Genomic DNA, 18,600 nt, shown 5'->3' on the forward strand with positions numbered 1-18,600 from the left:
GAAAGCACATATCATATTACCAAAGATCAGAGTCTTTGGCAATATATCAGCTTAATAACGGTCTTTCATCGCTCTATCCATGTCACGTTTTACTGCTTTATCTTTCAATGCTTGGCGCTTATCGTAATTTTTCTTACCACGTGCAACACCCAGCAATACTTTACAGTGTCCATGTTTTAAATAGAGTTTCAATGGCACAATCGAATAACCCACTTCTCTCGTACGCTCACCTAATTTTTCAATTTGACTTCTATGCAATAAGAGTTTACGTGAACGGTGAGGATCATGGTTAAAGCGATTGCCTTCTTCGTATGGGGCGATGTGCATATTATTAAGATACATTTCACCGCGATTAACTTGCGCATAACTATCTTTAAGATTGGCACTGCCACGACGAATTGACTTGATCTCAGTCCCTTGTAACACAATGCCCGCTTCAATCGTATCTTCAATGACGTAATCATGTCTTGCTTTACGATTTTCAGCTAGTGTTCCTGGTGATTTTTTCTTTGGCATTGAGTTTCACCTCTTTGTTGAGTTATTTTTTCTTCTTACTTGCTTTATTCTTCACATTTTTATCTTTATAAAATGGTTTGTGTTTTGTATTACCACTATTTGATTTATCGTTGTTACGTTGATTTTTACCTCTACGTTGTTTGTGTTTCGTTTTATCCTTGCTATCATCTTTAGCTTTATCTGATGATTTGCCACGAGGATTCGCTTGGATTGTCTTACCACGTGAAGGTCTTTGACTACGTTCATTTTTAGGTAATGGCATACCAACGATTTGGAAATCAATCATACGCTCATCTACGTCCACGTTGATGACTTTAATTTGAACTGGGTCACCAATACGGAACACTTTAGCCTGACGCTCACCAATCATTGCCATTTGACGTTCGTCGAAATGGTAAAAATCGTCTGTCATATTTGAAACGTGTACCATACCTTCAATCGTATTTGGCAATTCAACGAACATACCAAAATTCGCTACTGAACTTATAATACCTTCAAATTCTTCGCCAACATGTTGTACCATGTATTCTGATTTTTTAAGTTCATCTGTATCACGTTCAGCTTCAATCGCTCTACGTTCTCTTTGAGATGTATGATCAGCAATTTCTGGTAACAGCGCTTCCCATTTAGACTTCTCTTTATTGTTCATAGATTGTTCTACAATATATTTACGAATTAATCTATGTACGATTAAATCAGGATATCTACGTATGGGTGATGTGAAATGTGTATAGTATTCAGCTGATAAGCCAAAGTGTCCTAAATTCACATCATCGTAACGTGCTTGTTGCATTGAACGTAACATCATCGTTGAGATAACCATTTGTTCTGGTTGGCCTTCAACTTCTTGTTGAATCTTTTGTAATGTTGAAGGATGGATTTCTTCTCCTGTCCCTTGAATCATTAGCCCAAAATTCGTAATAAAATCAAAGAATTTACGTAAACGTTCTGATTTAGGTTGTTCGTGCACACGATATATGAATGGCACTTCTAAATGATCGAAGTGTTCTGCGATTGTTTCATTTGCTGCAAGCATAAATGACTCGATTAAACGTTCACCTTCACCGCGTTTTCTCAATTCTACATCTGTTGGGATACCTTCTTCATTAACGATTACTTTGGCTTCACTGATATCGAAGTCAATTTCACCACGGCGTCTTCTCATGTTAACTAAACGTTGTGATAAATCTTGTGCTAAGTCTAGCATTGGTGTGACTTCACTAAATTTTTCACGTGTGTCTGCATCTTGATTTGTAATAATTTCATTTACTTCATCATATGTCATACGATAATTTGAATGTATCACACTATCAAAAATCTCGTGCTTAACGACTTCTCCTCGTTCATTAAATTCCATTCGACAGCTCAATGTTAAGCGGTCAACATCAGGGTTTAACGAACAAATACCGTTACTTAAACGGTGTGGAATCATAGGAATCACACGGTCAACTAAATAGACGCTTGTAGCACGACTATATGCTTCTTCATCTAGTGCTGATCCTTCAGTGACATAATAACTAACGTCAGCGATACTGACTGTTAATTGTGTATGACCATTACTTAATTTTTTAATACCAATTGCATCATCTAAATCTTTCGCATCTGCGCCATCAATCGTAATTGTAAGTTCATCACGTAAATCGCGACGACCTTCAATTTGTGATGGTTTAATTTCATCCGGCACTGCTTCAGCTTCTGCTAAAACATTGTCTGGAAATTCAATTTCAATGCCATGTTGATAAATAATTGATAATATATCTACCCCTGGATCGTTTTTATGGCCTAATATAGCCGAAACTTGACCTTCGGGGTTATTTGTACCATCTGCGTACTTAGTGATCTGTACGAGTACCTTATGGCCGTCTATAGAACCTAAGTTATGTCCTTTGGCAATAAAGATGTCCTGCATAATACGTTTATCATCTGGTAACACAAAACCAAAATGGCGTGCTTCACTGAACGTACCAACCACTTGTGTGACTGAATGCGTTTCTATCGATTTCACTTCGCCCTCTAGCTTACCTTTGTGCTCACCCTTTGAATTTTGTACTTCTACTAGGACCGTATCACCGTCCATGGCTCTATTAATTTTTGTAGGCGGGATAAAGATATCATCCATTTCACCTTCTTCCGGACGTAAGAATGCAAAGCCTTTTTTATTCTGACTTAGTTTACCCTTTACCAATTTTGATTGTTGGGATTTGTTAGATTCCTTGCGTTGATATCTATCTGTTTTTGTACGTTGAATTAAACCTGTTTGTTCTAATTCAACAAGCACCTTAATTAAGTCTCTAAATGAGTCGGCACTATTTAAACCTAATGCATCTTGAAAATCAGATACAGACATGGATTCATAATCTGGTTGTTTAATAATTTCTTCAATGGATGGTTTTAAATTCATTATGCCCCTCCTTTCTCTTTTTAAATAATTCTATAATTTTTATTCAGACCAATCTAATGATTCTAAAAATTGGTATACATCTTCAAATACTAATTCTTTTTCTTTATCAATTGTAATGACATGTCCGGAATTCGCATACCATTTAATATGTTTTTCATCAGATTCGCTCTCATTGTATATAATGTTTGCAGAATCCGTATTGATCATTTGATCTTGTTCTGCTTGAATCACCAATAATGGATCCATCACTTCGTCCACATGATCTCTTACGTCTTGGATTTGTCCTTGAAGCTCTTTTAAAGTTTCTGTAGGTTGAAAAACGTCCATTTCTTTATTAATTGTGGTTTCGTCTTTACCTTCATACTTTTTAAAATTGCGGGCATATTCTAGCACACCGTCAAACATAGACCCTTCCGTCTTAATGTACATAGGTGAACACATAGTTATAATACCCTTTACATCTCTGTTTAAGCTTAATTTTAATGCATAGCAGCCACCAAGGGATAAACCAGCGACTACAATTTCATCGTATCCTTTATCGACTAAAAAGTCATAACCGTCTAGTGCTTCTTTGAACCATACAAAAGGACTGGATTTCAATATTTCTTCAGGGGGTGCAGCATGACCTTCATAGTGAGGCGCATAAGATGTGTACCCTTTTTTCTGTAAGAATCGGCCTAATTGTCTTACATCTGATGAATTCCCAGTGAAACCATGTAATAATAACACAGCTCGGTTACCTTCTTCAAAAAAGAATGGCTCTGGAAGTTTGATTTGCATCGTGATTCAACCCTTTCGCTTATGCTTTTAATTACGAGTAATTCATTTTTTATAAATTTCTTTTAGAATACAATATATCTATTATAAATAAAAAAGCCCGACTTTAACATTGTCGGACCTTATAAACCAAAATAACTTATGCCTAACATTAACAAGAAGAAAATGACAGACAATATAATTGTTAATCTATGCAAGAATAAATCGACACCGCGTTGCTTTTGTTTACCAAATAACTGTTCGGCGCCGCCACTTATCGCACCTGATAGTCCATTACTTTTACCTTCTTGGAGTAATACAACAGTTACTAATGCAATACATACTAAAACTAAAATAATCATCACTACTGTATGCATGAAAATTGTCCTCCATTCATTATATACGAATCGCATTATACCACACGTTCGTCTTCTTTAGCAAACTACTATCTATTGAACGTACTCTTACGTTTAATAGATACTGCTAACATATAAATCGCTAATACAAATGACATAATCAATACAACCGTTAATGGAATTAAATTGATACCTGCTTTAACATCTAATATTGCTGCATATACTGGACCGATATTAACTACATTATACAAGATTTGTGAGAGGAACACAGCAAACATAAACCACCATAGGTGTGTATGTCTATTCCAAATGGAAATGATACCTACTAAGTTAGCTAATATATACATTACGCCTGTAAATTGAAAACTATTTTTAATTGTTCCAACAGCATTTTCCGAAGGCTTTTGTTCACTATTTAAAAGTAATTGTTTAATTACACTATCATCTAAGACAATAAATAAATGTATTGCATAAAGAATAGCGATGATTAATGAACTATAAGCAATCAGATGAGCCGTTTTCTTTTCTCTTGATTTAGATTCTACATCCATATAAATTAAGGCTCCTTCTATGATTTACATCTTTAATTATATCAGTTTCATAGTGAAAGATGAACAATTTAAGCAAGTCTTACTATATAAATTATATGACATAATTTATATAGCGGCACAGTAAGAAAGTACTACAAATTCTATTCGTCTAGCATTTCATATACTTTCATACGTCCGTTTAAGCGGACGTATCCATTAACTGTGCACCTCTAAAGTGGACTCTTGAAGATTACAATAGCTAAAGCTATTGCATAAGAAGGCCTAACCAATAAAGTGGTAAGGTCTTCTTTAAAAAACACGCAAGCCATAAATGACTTGCGTGTTAGCGCGTGAACTCTTTAATTTTTAAGCAGTATTATTTAGATAAGTTATAGAAAGATTTAAGTCCGTCAAACTTAGCAGTTTCGTACAATTCATCTTCAATACGTAGTAATTGATTGTATTTAGCAATACGATCTGTTCTTGATAATGAACCTGTTTTGATTTGACCAGCATTTGTTGCAACAGCGATATCAGAAATTGAAGTATCTTCTGTTTCACCTGAGCGGTGAGAAATAACTGCTGTGTAACCAGCTTTTTGAGCCATTTCAATAGCTTCAAACGTTTCAGTTAAAGTACCAATTTGGTTAACTTTAATTAAGATTGAGTTACCGATACCTTTTTCGATACCTTCTTCTAATTTAACAGTGTTTGTAACGAATAAATCGTCACCTACTAATTGTACGCGATCACCGATACGTTCAGTTAATACTTTCCAACCGTCCCAGTCATTTTCGTCCATACCGTCTTCAATAGAAATGATTGGATATTTGTTAATCAATTCTTCTAAAAAGTCAACTTGTTCTTCAGCATTACGTTTTTTACCATTTTCGCCTTCGAATTTAGCGTAGTTATAAACGCCATCTTCAAAGAACTCAGAAGTTGCACAGTCAAAGCCTAAGAATACATCTTTACCTGGTTCTAAACCTACTGCTTTAATCGCTTCTAAAATAGTTTCTACTGCATCTTCAGTGCCTTCGAATTTAGGAGCGAATCCGCCTTCGTCACCAACTGATGTTTCTAAACCACGATTTTTAAGGATTGATTTTAAGTTGTGGAAAATTTCTGCTCCCCAACGTAATGATTCTTTAAATGTTTCTGCTCCAACTGGTAATACCATGAACTCTTGGAACGCGATTGGTGCATCAGAGTGAGAACCACCATTAACGATGTTCATCATTGGAACTGGTAATTGTGTACCATTGAATCCGCCTAGATATTTATAAAGTGGTTGACCTAATAAATCAGCTGCAGCACGAGCTACTGCTAGTGATACACCAAGAATAGCGTTAGCACCTAATTTACCTTTGTTTTCAGTACCATCTAATTGGATCATCATTTTGTCAATAGATACTTGTTCTAATACTGAAAATTCACCTTCAACTAATTCTGGTGCAATAATTTCATTTACATTTTCAACTGCTTTAATAACACCTTTACCTAAGTAACGGTCTTTATCACCGTCACGTAATTCTACTGCTTCGTGTTCGCCAGTAGAAGCACCTGATGGAACTAATGCGCGACCAAAAGCGCCACTTTCAGTTAATACTTCTACTTCAACTGTTGGGTTACCGCGTGAGTCTAAGACTTCGCGAGCGTAAACATCTGTAATAATTGGCATGTTTATAATCTCCTTTATAAATAAGTAGTTTAGAAATATTAAATTTCCTCTTCATTATAGCTTTAAATACTATAAATACAAAATAATTTAACTAAATCTAATTGAGTATATGGTGTTATAAGTTATTGGAAATTTTTATAAAATATTCAAGTTTATAACACCTTGATATAACTCTGTTTTTAAATTAATGATTGATTAATGATTCACCAGTCATATCTTCTGGCTGGTTTACATTGAGTAAATCTAATAATGTTGGTGCTAAGTCACCTAGACGACCTGTTTCACGTAATGTTACGCCTTCTTTAGTAACAATAACTGGAACTGGGTTCGTCGTATGTGTAGTCATTGGTTTCTCGTCATCTGTTAATACCATGTCTGAATTACCATGATCTGCAGTGACGATAGCGTGACCACCCATTTCTGTAATCTTATCAACCACTTCACCTAGACATTCGTCTACAGCTTCTATTGCTTTAATCGTAGGTTCAAGCATACCACTGTGTCCAACCATGTCAGGGTTAGCAAAATTTAATAATATTAAATCTAAGTCACCTTTATTTAATTCTTCAATTAATGCATCTTTAACTTCGTATGCACTCATTTCTGGTTTAAGGTCATATGTTGCGACTTTTGGTGAGTCGATTAAACGACGACGTTCACCTTCAAATTCAGCATTACGTCCACCACTCATGAAATAAGTGACATGCGGGAATTTTTCTGTTTCCGCAATACGTAATTGTTTCAAACCATTGTCTTGAACAACTTCACCGATTGTATTTATTAAATCAACTTTTTCAAAAACGATTTCTGCTTTCACATTGTCATTATATTTTGTAAACGTTGCATAAAATAAATCGTCAATTTGTTCAACTTTGAAACCTTCGAAAGCTTTGTCTGTAAAGACTTCAGAAAGTTGTCCTGCTCTGTCTGGACGGAAGTTATAAAAAATAACTGCGTCGCCATCATTCACACCGTCATTTTGATCTTTTACGATAAATGGTTCAACAAACTCGTCCGTTAAATCTTTCTCGTAGTTAGCTTCAACACCAGCTTTAGCTGATTCAAAAGTTTCACCTTTAAAATTACGGATTGCATTATATGCTTTTTCTTCTCTATCCCAACGTTTATCACGATCCATTGCGTAATAACGTCCTGAAATAGATGCAAATTGGCCAATGCCAAGTTCATCGAATTTAGCTTGCGTTTCTTCAATGTATTTTAGTGATGATTTTTGATCTACGTCACGTCCATCTAAGAATGCGTGAACATAGACTTTCTCAACACCTTGTTTTTTAGCTAATTCTAATAATGCGAATAAGTGTTTATAATGACTATGAACACCACCATCAGATAATAAGCCAAAGAGATGTAGCGCTGAATTATTGTCTTTAACGTGTTGAATTGCATTGTTTAATACTTCATTATCAAAGAAATCACCGTCTTCGATAGATTTATTAATACGCGTTAAACTTTGATAAACTACACGTCCAGCACCAATATTCATATGACCAACTTCTGAATTACCCATTTGACCTTCAGGAAGACCAACATCTAAACCACTTGCTTCGATTTGAGTTGTTGGGTATTTACTGTAATAGCGGTCAAAATTAGGCTTATTAGCTAGTTTCACAGCATTACCATGTTCTGTTTCTCTGTTTGCAAAACCATCTAAAATAATTAATGCAGTTGGTTGTTTCGCCATATTATTTTGCACCTTCTAACAATTGTACAAAATCATCCACTTTAAGTGATGCGCCGCCTACTAATGCGCCATCGATGTCTGATTGAGCCATGTATTCTTTAATGTTGTTAGGCTTAACACTACCACCATATTGAATACGTGTTGCGTCTGCTACTGTTTGACTAGATAACTCAGCAACTGTTTCTCTTACAAATGCACACATTTCGTTCGCATCTTCAGAAGTTGATGATTTACCAGTACCGATAGCCCAGATTGGTTCATAAGCAATTACTACTTGTTGTAGTTGCTCTTCAGACAAACCTTCTACTGCTTTTTTCACTTGGTTGCCAACAACTTCGTTTGCTTTTCCACTTTCGCGTTCTTCATCAGTTTCGCCAACACAAATGATTGGTGTCATACCGTGGTTAAATACAGCATGTGCTTTTTTGTTAATATCTTCGTCAGTTTCTTTGAAGATTTCACGACGTTCTGAATGTCCAATAACAACATATTTAACACCAAGGTCTGCTAATGCAGCTGGAGAAGTTTCACCAGTAAATGCACCATTATCTTCGAAATAAGCATTTTGAGCACCGATTTGTAATCCTTGTGCTTTACCATCATTTACTAAAGTAACTAATGCGTCTAATTGAATTGCTGGCGCGCAAATTACAGATTCTACTTCTTTAGTGTCTGGTAATGTTGGTAATGCATTAACGAAATCTTTAGCTTCTTGAACTGTTTTATTCATTTTCCAGTTACCTGCGATAATTGGTTTTCTCATTATATAACACTCCTATTAGTAATTTATGATTAATATTTTAAAATCTCTAATCATGTATTGTATGTTTAGTCGTGCAATTATTTGTTTGCAATTGCGATAACGCCTGGTAGCTCTTTACCTTCAAGATATTCTAATGAAGCGCCGCCACCAGTTGAAATGTGACTGAAGTCATCTGCGTATCCTAAAGAAATTGCTGCTGCAGCTGAATCGCCACCACCGATAATTGTGTTAGCATCTTTTAATTCAGCGATTGCTTCACAAATACCAATAGTACCTTTAGCAAAGTTACTTAATTCAAATACACCCATTGGTCCGTTCCATATAACTGTATGCGCACCTTGTAATTGTTCTTTGAATAATTCTACTGTTTTTGGTCCAATATCCATTGCTTCTTGATCAGCTGGGATATCATCAACAGATACTTCTGTAATTTCAGCGTCATTTGAAAATTCTTTAGCAATTTTACAATCTACTGGTAATACAATTTGGTCGCCAGCACGGTCTAATAATTCTTTAGCAAAGTCGACTTTATCTTTTTCTAATAATGATAAACCAATTTCTTTACCTTGCGCTTTGAAGAATGTGTATGACATTCCCCCACCAATAAGTACTTTGTCAGCAATTTTCAATAAGTTCGTGATAACACCGATTTTGTCAGAAACTTTAGCGCCACCTAGAATTGCAACTACAGGTTTATCAGGGTTTTCAACCACGCCACCGATATATTTAATTTCTTTTTCCATTAAGAATCCTGCAACTGTTTCTAAATTAGATGCGATACCAACGTTAGACGCGTGTTCACGGTGAGCTGTACCGAAAGCATCATTTACAAATACATCGCCAAGTGAAGCCCAGTATCTGCCTAATTCAGAATCATTTTTAGATTCTTTTTTACCATCAACGTCTTCATAACGTGTATTTTCAACTAAAAGTACATCGCCTTCATTAAGTGCTTTAACAGATTGTTCTAATTTTTCGCCGCGTGTTTCAGGTATAAACACAACTTCTTTACCTAATTTATCTGTTAATGCTTCAGCAACTGGTTTTAAAGTTAATTCTGCTTTATCACTTTCTTCTTTAACTTTACCTAGGTGAGAGAATAATACTATTTTTCCACCCTGCTCAATAATATATTTTATTGTTGGTAATGCTTGAACGATACGGTTAGCATCAGTGATTTCGCCGTCATTCATTGGTACGTTAAAATCTGCACGTACAAGTACAGTTTTACCTTTTAATTCTATGTCAGTTACAATTTTTTTAGCCATATAAGCTTCCTCCTCTGAATGGAACAATAAAGTAAAATAAGCGGAGAAGCGATGTGCTCCCCGCTTACTCCTAAGCTTATTGTTTAAATTTAACAACATCTAAGCTTGTTAAATTAATTTTTTAATCCGAATTATTTAGATTGGTCAGCTAAATATTCTAAAGTACGAACTAATTGTGAAGTGTAAGACATTTCGTTATCATACCAAGCAGCGATTTTAACTAATTGGTGATCTCCAACTGTCATAACACGTGTTTGTGTTGCATCGAATAATGAACCGTAAGTCATACCGATTACGTCAGAAGAAACGATTTCGTCTTCAGTGTAACCAAATGATTCGTCTGAAGCGTTTTTCATTGCTGCGTTAACGTCTTCAACACTTACGTCTTTTTCTAATACGACTGTAAGTTCAGTTAATGAACCAGTAGCAACCGGAACACGTTGAGCGCCACCGTCTAATTTACCATCGATTTCAGGAATTACTAAACCAATTGCTTTAGCAGCACCTGTTGAGTTAGGGATGATGTTTTCAGCAGCTGCACGTGCACGACGTTTGTCGCCTTTTCTGTGTGGAGCATCTTGAGTACTTTGGTCACCAGTATATGCGTGAATAGTAGTCATGAAACCTTCAACTAAGCCGAAGTCATCATTTAAAACTTTAGCTACTGGAGCTAATGAGTTAGTAGTACATGAAGCACCTGAAACAACTGTTTCTGAACCATCTAATTCACTGTGGTTAGTGTTATAAACAATTGTTTTTAAGTCGCCTGTTGCTGGTGCAGAGATTAATACTTTTTTAGCGCCAGCGTCAATGTGAGCTTCTGCTTTTTCTTTATCAGCGAAGAAACCAGTACATTCTAAAACAACATCGATGTCTAAGTCTTTCCAAGGTAATTTACTTGGTTCAGGTTCTGAGAATGATTTAACTTCTAAACCATTTACACGGAATCCGTCTTTTTCTACTTCAACTTCTCCTGTGAAGCGACCTTGTGTAGTGTCATATTTTAATAAATGAGCTAACATTTCGTCATCTGTTAAATCGTTAACTGCTACTACGTCAATACCTTCTACGTCTTGAATTCTTCTAAATGCTAAACGTCCAATTCTACCAAAACCATTAATTGCTACTTTAACTGCCATTATAATGGCCTCCTTTAAAATGATATTTAAAAAGTGTATTTCACCTTTTATTACTATTGTTTTGCGATTACTCTTGCCGCAGATTCGTCTGTGATTAGAACAGTGTTATTGGGTGCAATTGAAAGGTAAGCTTTAATAGCTTCTCCTTTTGATTTACCCCCAGCTACGGCAAATATAAACTTCTTCGACTCAAGATCTTCTAACTGTAGTCCAATCGTTTTCACTTTATGGACGATATCACCTTGATCATCGAAATAATATCCAAATGCTTCTCCCGAGGCATTGTGATGTTGAAGTTTCCCTATAACTTCACTAGGTGATTGACGTCTACGCGCCATCTTCAGCGCATCACCAATGCCGTGGATTATAATATTGGATTCTTTAATTTTCTCAAGTGAATGGATGACTGAGGGCTCTAACATAAGCGTGTTATATGTTGTCTCACTTACATTATCTGGTACATATAATGTTGTATACTCACCGTTCGTTTGCTGCGCCATACTTGCAGCAATCGTATTCGCTTGATATACAACATTTTCACCAAGTCCTCCACGCGCAGGTACGAATAATACATTAAACGGTTGCTTGTGCATGGCTTCGCTGACATATGCCATCGTTGAACCACCAGTTACAGAAACTATTGCGTGTTCGTAAAGAATATCTTCTACAAGTTGTCCCGCCTGACGTGACAACTCAACCTTAACTGTTTTGTCAGCATCTGAATCGCCAGGTATGACGTAAACTTCTTTGATGTTGTACTGCTCTTTAATAACTTGCGCAAGATGATGATCGTCTGAATAAATATTGAAATAGCTATTCAATTGACGAATTGTTGTTTCACCTTCTTCAGTTATTTCCATACCTGTCGGTTTAACTTTGATAAGTTCTTGCTTCTTCAATATATCTGTTTCAGAACGCAGTACACGTTCAGTTAAATCCATGTATTCACTTAAACTACGTCTACCTACAGGTTGATGCTTGGAGATAGTAGTGAGTATTGAAAAACGACGATACATCTTTCCAACAATTTCTGGAACTAACTTTTGTTGAATTTTCATCAAGTCCTTCACTACTACCCACCTCCATTTCCATTTAAAGGGTCAAGTTCTAACCATAGATTGACTTTTTCCGTCCCTAGTGGGACAAAAAAATATAACCTCTTATAACAGCAATACTACTACTATATTTTTCAAATTGCAAGGGAAATACCTATCTATTAGTTATTAATTATTGACCACTCAAATTTAGTTACTTTTGTAACTGCCTACAATAATTTAATACCCGTTAAAAATAGCAATTAATCATTCATACTTATCATTTTTAATAGTATATACTATTAAATAAACACATATTATTCACATTCATATGCTTTTGCAAGCGCGAATGATTGAATGGTTGTCCTATTATCATTAAAATAGCTTTATAATACTATTTTGGAGGAAAAACTATGTCACAAAAAGATCAACCAGAAGTTATCGATCCTGATGACCAACGATATAAGGACTCAGATCATTTTAATAAGCATAGTCAAAAACCATACGCTGGTACACACCAACACCAATCATATAAATACACAAAAAACGTCGGTTGTGGCCCATTCGGTTGTTTGAGTGGTTGCATCACTTTAATACTCTTGTCATCACTCCTTACTTTCTTATTAAACTTACTATTTTAATTCAACCCGATTCACATTTACTTTTACTTTATTTAAAATTATAAATACCCTGTGCTTTGAGTTATTTAAAATATATCCTTAAAAATAAATTCTGCGTTTGTAGAAAATGCTAACAACGTCGTAGTCTTTGTCGACAATATTAAAAGAAGCACTCGTGAGAACGAGTGCTTCTTTTTGATAGATAATGCAACTCTATCTACTAAACGGCTATTAACAATGTTAATCTTCTTCTGATGAATTTGAGTTACTGTTTTGTGATGATTTTTCTTGAGTATCAGCTTGACTACTTCTTTCTTCTGTTGAAGGTTCAGGTGTTTTCTCTTCTGTAGATGGCTCAGGTGTTTTCTCTTCTGTAGATGGCTCAGGTGTTTTCTCTTCTGTAGATGGTTCAGGTGTTTTCTCTTCTGTAGATGGCTCAGGTGTTTTCTCTTCTGTAGATGGCTCAGGTGTTTTCTCTTCTGTAGATGGCTCAGGTGTCTTTTCCTCTGTCGTACGTTCTTCGGTAGAGCGTTCTTCAGTTGTTGCTTCTTTTGTTTTCTCAGGAGAGTCTTTTTCTTCTGTTGTACGTTCAGCTGTTGCAGGTTGTTGTGTTTGTTGAGTCTCTTGCGTTTGTTGCGTAGTTGGAACTTGCTGAGTTTGTTGAGTCTCTTGTGTTTGTTGAGTTTCTTGTGACTCTTCTGTCGATTTCTCTTTTTTCTTATCTTTTTCTTCTTTAGTCTTTTCTTTTTTCTTATCTTTTTCTTCTTGCTTTTGATCAGCTAAACGTTCATCGGCTTGTTTCGAATGATCTACAAAGGCAAAAATGGCAAAAACTAATCCACCTACTAATAACAAGACAATAATCGCGCTCACAATTTTTGCAAAACTGTTCATTTTCTTGTTATCTTGATTATGCTTTGGCATAAGCTCCCCTCACTTCAATTTATATCATAACTTTTATATTTATTCTAAAGGTACTTTCATTAACAAATGTATATTTTACACTATTTTTCATACTAATCAAACCGATTAACTTTTTTAATATAACTGTTATCTTGATGTCATATCTATTGTAAAATACAAATATGTCTTAATAATTAGTGCTTCAGTTTAATATTAATCTAAATCAAACTATATTTTCAATACTTTTATTTCATTTCAAATGTTACTTTACATGTTTCACTATTATCATAACAGGATGTGAGCTAAATATGAATAAACATGATTTATTAAATGATTTAGAGCAGCACAGTCACCATGACAACAAAGGGCTTCGCCAAATGATGGTTGAGAATGATAACTATGAACCAAAGCCCACTTCAAAAAAGCGTTGTTTTTTCTTCATTTTTAATATTTTCTTTCTATTAGTTATTTTCAGTCTAATTTTTCTTTTCATCTATTTGTAAAGGTTAAAAAAATCTTATTGAGTATACATTTATATAAGCGATATATAAATAAAAAGATAGTTATAAATCTTTAATTACGTTAGCATATAAACATAGGCCTATACGATAATCGCATAGGCCACTACTAAAGGGAGTCAAAATTTTACCTTCGTTAGTATATTATGGGGTATACTCGAAATAATTAAGAGATGATTAATTAATATCGAAGGTACCCTTATTATAACGGCATACAATATTATTTTAAATACTTCTTAAGCTGACTAAATGACATATTCTTGAACAATTTTCGAAAGAATTATGTCAAAAAAGCAATAGCTTGAGTCGTTTTTAATCATTACAATCTAAAGCATTACTATTTTATGAGGTGATATAATGAAACACTATTTAATAACAGGTGGCACAGGTATGGTTGGTACTCAACTCGTTGAAGCTATCAAGCAAAGCGACGCGCATATAACGATACTTACTAGACAAGACAAATCAACTTCACATCCCAAAATAACATACGTTAATTGGTCGAAAACAAATTGGGAATCTCAAATTCCTGATATTGACATTATCATTAATCTTGCAGGCGCAAGCTTAATGAAACGTTGGACAAAAGAACATAAAAAAGCAATTATGTTGAGCCGCTTACAGTCTACGCAAGCATTATTCGACTTGTTTAAAAATCGCACACAAAAACCTTCAGTATTCTTTAATGCGAGCGCTGTTGGTTATTACAAACCAGATTACGATCGAACTTATACAGAATTATATAAATCACTCCCGTTTGATTTCTTATCAGAAGTAGTTTACCAATGGGAACGTCGCGCACATCAGTTTGAATCGTTAGGCACACGTGTTGTGATTGGTAGATTTGGCATGATACTTGCAGAAGGTGGAGGCGCCTTACCTTTGATGAAACTACCCTATGAATTTTATCTTGGTGGCAAACTCGGTTCAGGTAGACAGTGGTATTCTTGGATTCATTTAGATGATTTAACAAGAGCAATTCTCTATACAATTAACAATGAAAATGCACAAGGTGTTTTCAACTTTACAGCGCCTATTGTTGAACATCAAAATTTATTTGGCTATACACTGGCACGCGTTACGCACCGCCCCCATTTCACTTGGGTACCTGCATTAGCCTTAAGATTAGCTTTAGGCCAAATGTCTACAGTTGTATTAGACACACAAAAAGTAATTCCAAATAAATTACAGGCTATAGATTTTAAATTTAAATATCCAGATTTAAAAATTGCGTTAGAAGATTTAGTAAAATAATGATAAAAAAAGACAAGCCACATCATGCGGCTTGTCTTTTTTACTTAAGCTTTTATATTAATTTTAGTGTTATGCTTCAGGAACCATAACTTGGTCAACTAAACCGTATTCTTTAGCTTCTTCAGCTGATAAGAAATTATCACGATCAGTATCTTTTTCAATTGTTTCAATTGACTGACCAGTACGATCTGCTAAAATTTGGTTTAATTTGGAACGTGTTTTAAGAATATGATTCGCAGCAATTTCAATTTCTGTTGCTTGACCTTGTGCACCACCAAGTGGTTGGTGAATCATTACTTCAGCATTTGGTAAAGCAAAACGTTTACCTTTAGCTCCTGCTGCAAGTAGGAATGAACCCATTGAGGCAGCCATACCAATACAAATTGTTTGTACATCTGGTTTAATGTGTTGGATGGTATCATAAATTGCAAATCCAGCCGTCACACTTCCGCCTGGTGAATTGATATAAAGATAGATATCTTTTTCAGCATCTTGTGCTTGTAGGAATAATAATTGTGAAACAATAGAGTTTGCTACATTATCATCGATTTGTGAACCTAACATAATAATACGGTCTTTTAATAAACGTGAGTAAATGTCATATGCACGTTCCCCACGGTTTGTTGTTTCAATTACTGTAGGTATTAAATTCATTAATATTGCCTCCTCATTTCTAATTGATAAATTTATTTTAACTCAAAAGTCAAATATGGTCAAAAATTAAGCTCAAAATTTCACGAAACTACATTATTCTTATTGACCGTTACTTCTAAGATTTGTACACTTGTATTAACGTGTTTTTTAACCCCTCGTAGTGTAATGGATAACACATAAGATTCCGGTTCTTAAAATAGGGGTTCGATTCCCTTCGAGGGGACTTACATAAGATTATCTAAACATCACCCGAAGTCATTGGTTTTATGTATCTATGATTTCGGGTTTTTTAATATTTAAAAACACTCAAACCATTTAACACTTTTAACATATACTCTTTTTCAATATATCTAGTAATCTATGTAGTTTATAATATGCTAAAAATCTATGCAAGACAATTGTTTCTCATTTTTAAAACAAGACTTTGATAGTTTTATTTTACATTTATAAAACTACTACCTAAGACATCTCTCACATCATGGATTACTAAAAAGGCATTTTCATCTTCTTCGTTCACAAGCTTTTTCACTCTCGTTACTTGAGATTGTGGCACGACCACGTATAGCATACGCGTCTCACTCTTAGCATAGCCACCTTTACCGGTCAATATCGTAGAACCTCTACCTGTAAAAGCATTAATTTTATCGCTAATTGTTTCACTCTCACTTGATATAACAGTAACTGCTTTTTTAGGATTAAATCCTTCTATGATAAACGATGTCGCTCTTTCGGTTACAAACAGCATAATAATTGTAAATAATACGTTTTGTAACGGAAGCACCATCAAAAAAGATAACACGACGAGCGCATCCAATACAAAGATGCCTTGAGACGTTTTAATTTCTGAATATTTATTAATTATCTTAGCTATAACTGAGGTGCCTCCAAGTGTACTACCTGTCGCAATAACTAAACCTCCGCCAATACCGATGATAGCCCCACCAAACACAGCGTTAATTACGAAATTATCCACACCAAGATTTATATTTTCAGTTAAATGTAAAAACAGTGACAGGGACGTATTCGCTATAACCGTATATACTGCAGTTGTTTTACTCAAAAATTTCCAACCAATTAATACAACGAGTGTATTGATAATTAATGATGTCCAAGCAGGTGACAATCCAAATGAATATAATAGTGCTAGGGAGATACCAACAGTACCTCCATCTCCTAAGTTAGATCCAAGTAAAAAACAATTGACACCTATTGCATTAATAAACGTCCCTATCATGCAAAGAATAATATTTTTAGAATGCTTATTGAACAGTTTTGACATTAACTCACTCCTTCGATTCCAACAACAATAGGGTTTAATCATTATTCTATCGCTATTACGCATCATAAATCACTTTAATTATATAAAAAAACACCTCTTTATAGAGGCGTCAATAATTAAAATTAAATTACAATAATTCTAGCATAACTAATTCACGTATGACTAGATATGGTTTTAATAATGTTCTTAAAAATTCCCAATGGCAGTATTGAAGAGTCAAAGGTAAATTTTAAAACTGTGAAGCATATTATTTCAGTTCAATCGGTTCGCCGCTTCTTAATTTATCCGCCATTTCATTTAACTTTCTTAATCGATGATTCACACCAGATTTAGATATATTACCAGAAGTCATCATTTCACCTAATTCTTTAAGCGACACTTCCTGGTGCTCTATTCTTAGTCTTGCAATTTCACGTAATCTTTCAGGCAAATTATCTAGACCAATTTCTTGGTCAATTAAATTAATACTTTCTACATGTTTCATAGCGGCGCTTACTGTTTTATTCAAATTAGCAGTTTCACAATTCACCAGCCTGTTAACAGAGTTTCTCATATCACGTACAATACGGACATCCTCAAATTTCAAAAGTGCTTGATATCCACCGATTAAACTTAAGAAATCAGAAATTTTTTCCGCTTCTTTTAAATAGGCAATACTACCTTTTTTTCGTTCGAGATGCTTTGCGTTCAATTCATATTTATTCATCAACTGCGTTATACCTTCAGAATGGTCTTCATATAATGAAAATATTTCTAGATGGTAAGATGATGTTTCTGGATTGTTTACTGAGCCACCCGCAAGAAAAGCACCACGTAAATAACTTCTTCTCATTTCATCATCATGAATCAATGCTTCATCAATTTCGTGCGTGAAGACACCACTTTTTAAAATACCTAATTCATCCAATATTTCTCTGGCACGTACTTTAATGCGACAGATATAAATATTGTTCTTTTTCAATTTCATTTTCTTTCTCACAAGTAGTTCCACTTCAACATTAAATACCTTTTTAATTAACGAATATATACGTCTCGCCGTAGTAGCATTTTCAGTTTGTACGTTAATAACAAATTGTTGGTTGGAAAGACTGAGTGCACCATTCATACGAATAAGCGCACTGAGCTCTGCTTTTGCATTCTCTTCATCTACTTCTATTCTAGTTAGTTCATTCTTCATCTCGGATGCAAAGCTCATAGATTAATCAGTCCCTTCTTTAACTAAATAA

The 18,600-nt window shown here is 34.8% G+C and carries 17 protein-coding genes and 1 tRNA gene; 3 read left to right on the plus strand and 15 right to left on the minus strand.

What is annotated here, in order from left to right; genetic code table 11:
- Nucleotides 1-51 precede the first annotated feature (51 nt).
- From smpB to ACA31_RS08070, 11 genes are all read right to left on the minus strand, one after another.
- Nucleotides 52-516, minus strand: a complete 465-nt coding sequence (gene smpB / locus ACA31_RS08020) for an SsrA-binding protein SmpB (protein ID WP_057512809.1) — start codon at nucleotides 514-516, stop codon at nucleotides 52-54.
- 22 nt (nucleotides 517-538) lie between these two features.
- Nucleotides 539-2,917, minus strand: coding sequence for a ribonuclease R (gene rnr, locus ACA31_RS08025; RefSeq protein ID WP_057512810.1), 2,379 nt, complete (start codon nucleotides 2,915-2,917; stop codon nucleotides 539-541).
- Between the two features lie 39 nt (nucleotides 2,918-2,956).
- The gene (locus ACA31_RS08030; protein ID WP_057512811.1) at nucleotides 2,957-3,697 is read right to left on the minus strand and encodes an alpha/beta hydrolase; all 741 of its coding nucleotides are present in this window, start codon (nucleotides 3,695-3,697) and stop codon (nucleotides 2,957-2,959) included.
- 119 nt (nucleotides 3,698-3,816) lie between these two features.
- Complete coding sequence (secG, locus tag ACA31_RS08035) at nucleotides 3,817-4,050, minus strand: preprotein translocase subunit SecG (RefSeq protein WP_002508249.1); 234 nt, start codon at nucleotides 4,048-4,050, stop codon at nucleotides 3,817-3,819.
- Nucleotides 4,051-4,118: 68 nt separating this feature from the next.
- Nucleotides 4,119-4,580, minus strand: coding sequence for a hypothetical protein (locus ACA31_RS08040; protein ID WP_057512812.1), 462 nt, complete (start codon nucleotides 4,578-4,580; stop codon nucleotides 4,119-4,121).
- A 355-nt stretch (nucleotides 4,581-4,935) separates the two neighbouring features.
- Nucleotides 4,936-6,240 carry a surface-displayed alpha-enolase gene (gene eno / locus ACA31_RS08045; protein WP_057512813.1) on the minus strand — a complete coding sequence of 435 codons (1,305 nt, stop codon included), beginning with the start codon at nucleotides 6,238-6,240 and terminating at the stop codon, nucleotides 4,936-4,938.
- A gap of 184 nt (nucleotides 6,241-6,424) precedes the next feature.
- Nucleotides 6,425-7,942 (minus strand): 2,3-bisphosphoglycerate-independent phosphoglycerate mutase, encoded by a 1,518-nt coding sequence (gene gpmI, locus ACA31_RS08050; RefSeq protein ID WP_057512814.1) that lies wholly within the window; start codon nucleotides 7,940-7,942, stop codon nucleotides 6,425-6,427.
- 1 nt (nucleotide 7,943) lies between these two features.
- Nucleotides 7,944-8,705: a triose-phosphate isomerase gene (gene tpiA, locus ACA31_RS08055; RefSeq protein ID WP_002508253.1), complete on the minus strand. Its 762-nt coding sequence runs from the start codon at nucleotides 8,703-8,705 to the stop codon at nucleotides 7,944-7,946.
- A gap of 77 nt (nucleotides 8,706-8,782) precedes the next feature.
- Complete coding sequence (locus tag ACA31_RS08060; protein ID WP_057512815.1) at nucleotides 8,783-9,973, minus strand: phosphoglycerate kinase; 1,191 nt, start codon at nucleotides 9,971-9,973, stop codon at nucleotides 8,783-8,785.
- A 131-nt stretch (nucleotides 9,974-10,104) separates the two neighbouring features.
- Nucleotides 10,105-11,112: a type I glyceraldehyde-3-phosphate dehydrogenase gene (gene gap / locus ACA31_RS08065; protein ID WP_057512816.1), complete on the minus strand. Its 1,008-nt coding sequence runs from the start codon at nucleotides 11,110-11,112 to the stop codon at nucleotides 10,105-10,107.
- Between the two features lie 53 nt (nucleotides 11,113-11,165).
- Nucleotides 11,166-12,182, minus strand: coding sequence for a sugar-binding transcriptional regulator (locus ACA31_RS08070; RefSeq protein WP_057512817.1), 1,017 nt, complete (start codon nucleotides 12,180-12,182; stop codon nucleotides 11,166-11,168).
- A gap of 377 nt (nucleotides 12,183-12,559) precedes the next feature.
- Between ACA31_RS08070 and ACA31_RS08075 the strand changes: the two genes are divergently transcribed.
- The gene (locus ACA31_RS08075) at nucleotides 12,560-12,787 is read left to right on the plus strand and encodes a hypothetical protein (RefSeq protein WP_057512818.1); all 228 of its coding nucleotides are present in this window, start codon (nucleotides 12,560-12,562) and stop codon (nucleotides 12,785-12,787) included.
- Between the two features lie 219 nt (nucleotides 12,788-13,006).
- On the opposite strand, the gene ACA31_RS08080 is transcribed toward ACA31_RS08075, so the two are convergent.
- Nucleotides 13,007-13,690 carry a DUF4887 domain-containing protein gene (locus ACA31_RS08080; RefSeq protein WP_057512819.1) on the minus strand — a complete coding sequence of 228 codons (684 nt, stop codon included), beginning with the start codon at nucleotides 13,688-13,690 and terminating at the stop codon, nucleotides 13,007-13,009.
- Between the two features lie 854 nt (nucleotides 13,691-14,544).
- On the opposite strand from ACA31_RS08080, the gene ACA31_RS08085 reads away from it, so the two are divergent.
- The gene (locus ACA31_RS08085; RefSeq protein ID WP_057512820.1) at nucleotides 14,545-15,441 is read left to right on the plus strand and encodes a TIGR01777 family oxidoreductase; all 897 of its coding nucleotides are present in this window, start codon (nucleotides 14,545-14,547) and stop codon (nucleotides 15,439-15,441) included.
- 69 nt (nucleotides 15,442-15,510) lie between these two features.
- Here ACA31_RS08085 and clpP read toward each other — a convergent pair whose 3' ends face one another.
- Nucleotides 15,511-16,095 (minus strand): ATP-dependent Clp endopeptidase proteolytic subunit ClpP, encoded by a 585-nt coding sequence (gene clpP, locus ACA31_RS08090; protein WP_057512821.1) that lies wholly within the window; start codon nucleotides 16,093-16,095, stop codon nucleotides 15,511-15,513.
- Nucleotides 16,096-16,246: 151 nt separating this feature from the next.
- Between clpP and ACA31_RS08095 the strand changes: the two genes are divergently transcribed.
- Nucleotides 16,247-16,318, plus strand: a tRNA-Arg gene (locus tag ACA31_RS08095).
- A gap of 210 nt (nucleotides 16,319-16,528) precedes the next feature.
- Here the strand turns inward: ACA31_RS08095 and ACA31_RS08100 are convergent.
- Both ACA31_RS08100 and whiA read right to left on the minus strand, forming a co-directional pair.
- Entirely contained in the window at nucleotides 16,529-17,374 is an 846-nt protein-coding gene (locus tag ACA31_RS08100; RefSeq protein ID WP_057512822.1) for a YitT family protein, read from the minus strand.
- Between the two features lie 247 nt (nucleotides 17,375-17,621).
- Nucleotides 17,622-18,569, minus strand: a complete 948-nt coding sequence (gene whiA / locus ACA31_RS08105; protein WP_057512823.1) for a DNA-binding protein WhiA — start codon at nucleotides 18,567-18,569, stop codon at nucleotides 17,622-17,624.
- Nucleotides 18,570-18,600: the final 31 nt, after the last annotated feature.

The organism is Staphylococcus sp. NAM3COL9, from assembly GCF_001431205.1.
In the GTDB taxonomy this organism is placed as follows: Bacteria; Bacillota; Bacilli; order Staphylococcales; family Staphylococcaceae; genus Staphylococcus.

Bases quoted from the DNA above. Each gene is read 5' to 3' on its own strand.
- clpP (WP_057512821.1), bottom strand. From the start codon at position 16,095: ATGAATTTAATACCTACAGTAATTGAAACAACAAACCGTGGGGAACGT.
- secG (WP_002508249.1), bottom strand. From the start codon at position 4,050: ATGCATACAGTAGTGATGATTATTTTAGTTTTAGTATGTATTGCATTA.
- eno (WP_057512813.1), bottom strand. From the start codon at position 6,240: ATGCCAATTATTACAGATGTTTACGCTCGCGAAGTCTTAGACTCACGC.
- gap (WP_057512816.1), bottom strand. From the start codon at position 11,112: ATGGCAGTTAAAGTAGCAATTAATGGTTTTGGTAGAATTGGACGTTTA.
- ACA31_RS08060 (WP_057512815.1), bottom strand. From the start codon at position 9,973: ATGGCTAAAAAAATTGTAACTGACATAGAATTAAAAGGTAAAACTGTA.
- ACA31_RS08030 (WP_057512811.1), bottom strand. From the start codon at position 3,697: ATGCAAATCAAACTTCCAGAGCCATTCTTTTTTGAAGAAGGTAACCGA.
- ACA31_RS08080 (WP_057512819.1), bottom strand. From the start codon at position 13,690: ATGCCAAAGCATAATCAAGATAACAAGAAAATGAACAGTTTTGCAAAA.
- ACA31_RS08075 (WP_057512818.1), top strand. From the start codon at position 12,560: ATGTCACAAAAAGATCAACCAGAAGTTATCGATCCTGATGACCAACGA.
- smpB (WP_057512809.1), bottom strand. From the start codon at position 516: ATGCCAAAGAAAAAATCACCAGGAACACTAGCTGAAAATCGTAAAGCA.
- ACA31_RS08085 (WP_057512820.1), top strand. From the start codon at position 14,545: ATGAAACACTATTTAATAACAGGTGGCACAGGTATGGTTGGTACTCAA.
- gpmI (WP_057512814.1), bottom strand. From the start codon at position 7,942: ATGGCGAAACAACCAACTGCATTAATTATTTTAGATGGTTTTGCAAAC.
- ACA31_RS08040 (WP_057512812.1), bottom strand. From the start codon at position 4,580: ATGGATGTAGAATCTAAATCAAGAGAAAAGAAAACGGCTCATCTGATT.
- tpiA (WP_002508253.1), bottom strand. From the start codon at position 8,705: ATGAGAAAACCAATTATCGCAGGTAACTGGAAAATGAATAAAACAGTT.
- whiA (WP_057512823.1), bottom strand. From the start codon at position 18,569: ATGAGCTTTGCATCCGAGATGAAGAATGAACTAACTAGAATAGAAGTA.
- rnr (WP_057512810.1), bottom strand. From the start codon at position 2,917: ATGAATTTAAAACCATCCATTGAAGAAATTATTAAACAACCAGATTAT.
- ACA31_RS08100 (WP_057512822.1), bottom strand. From the start codon at position 17,374: ATGTCAAAACTGTTCAATAAGCATTCTAAAAATATTATTCTTTGCATG.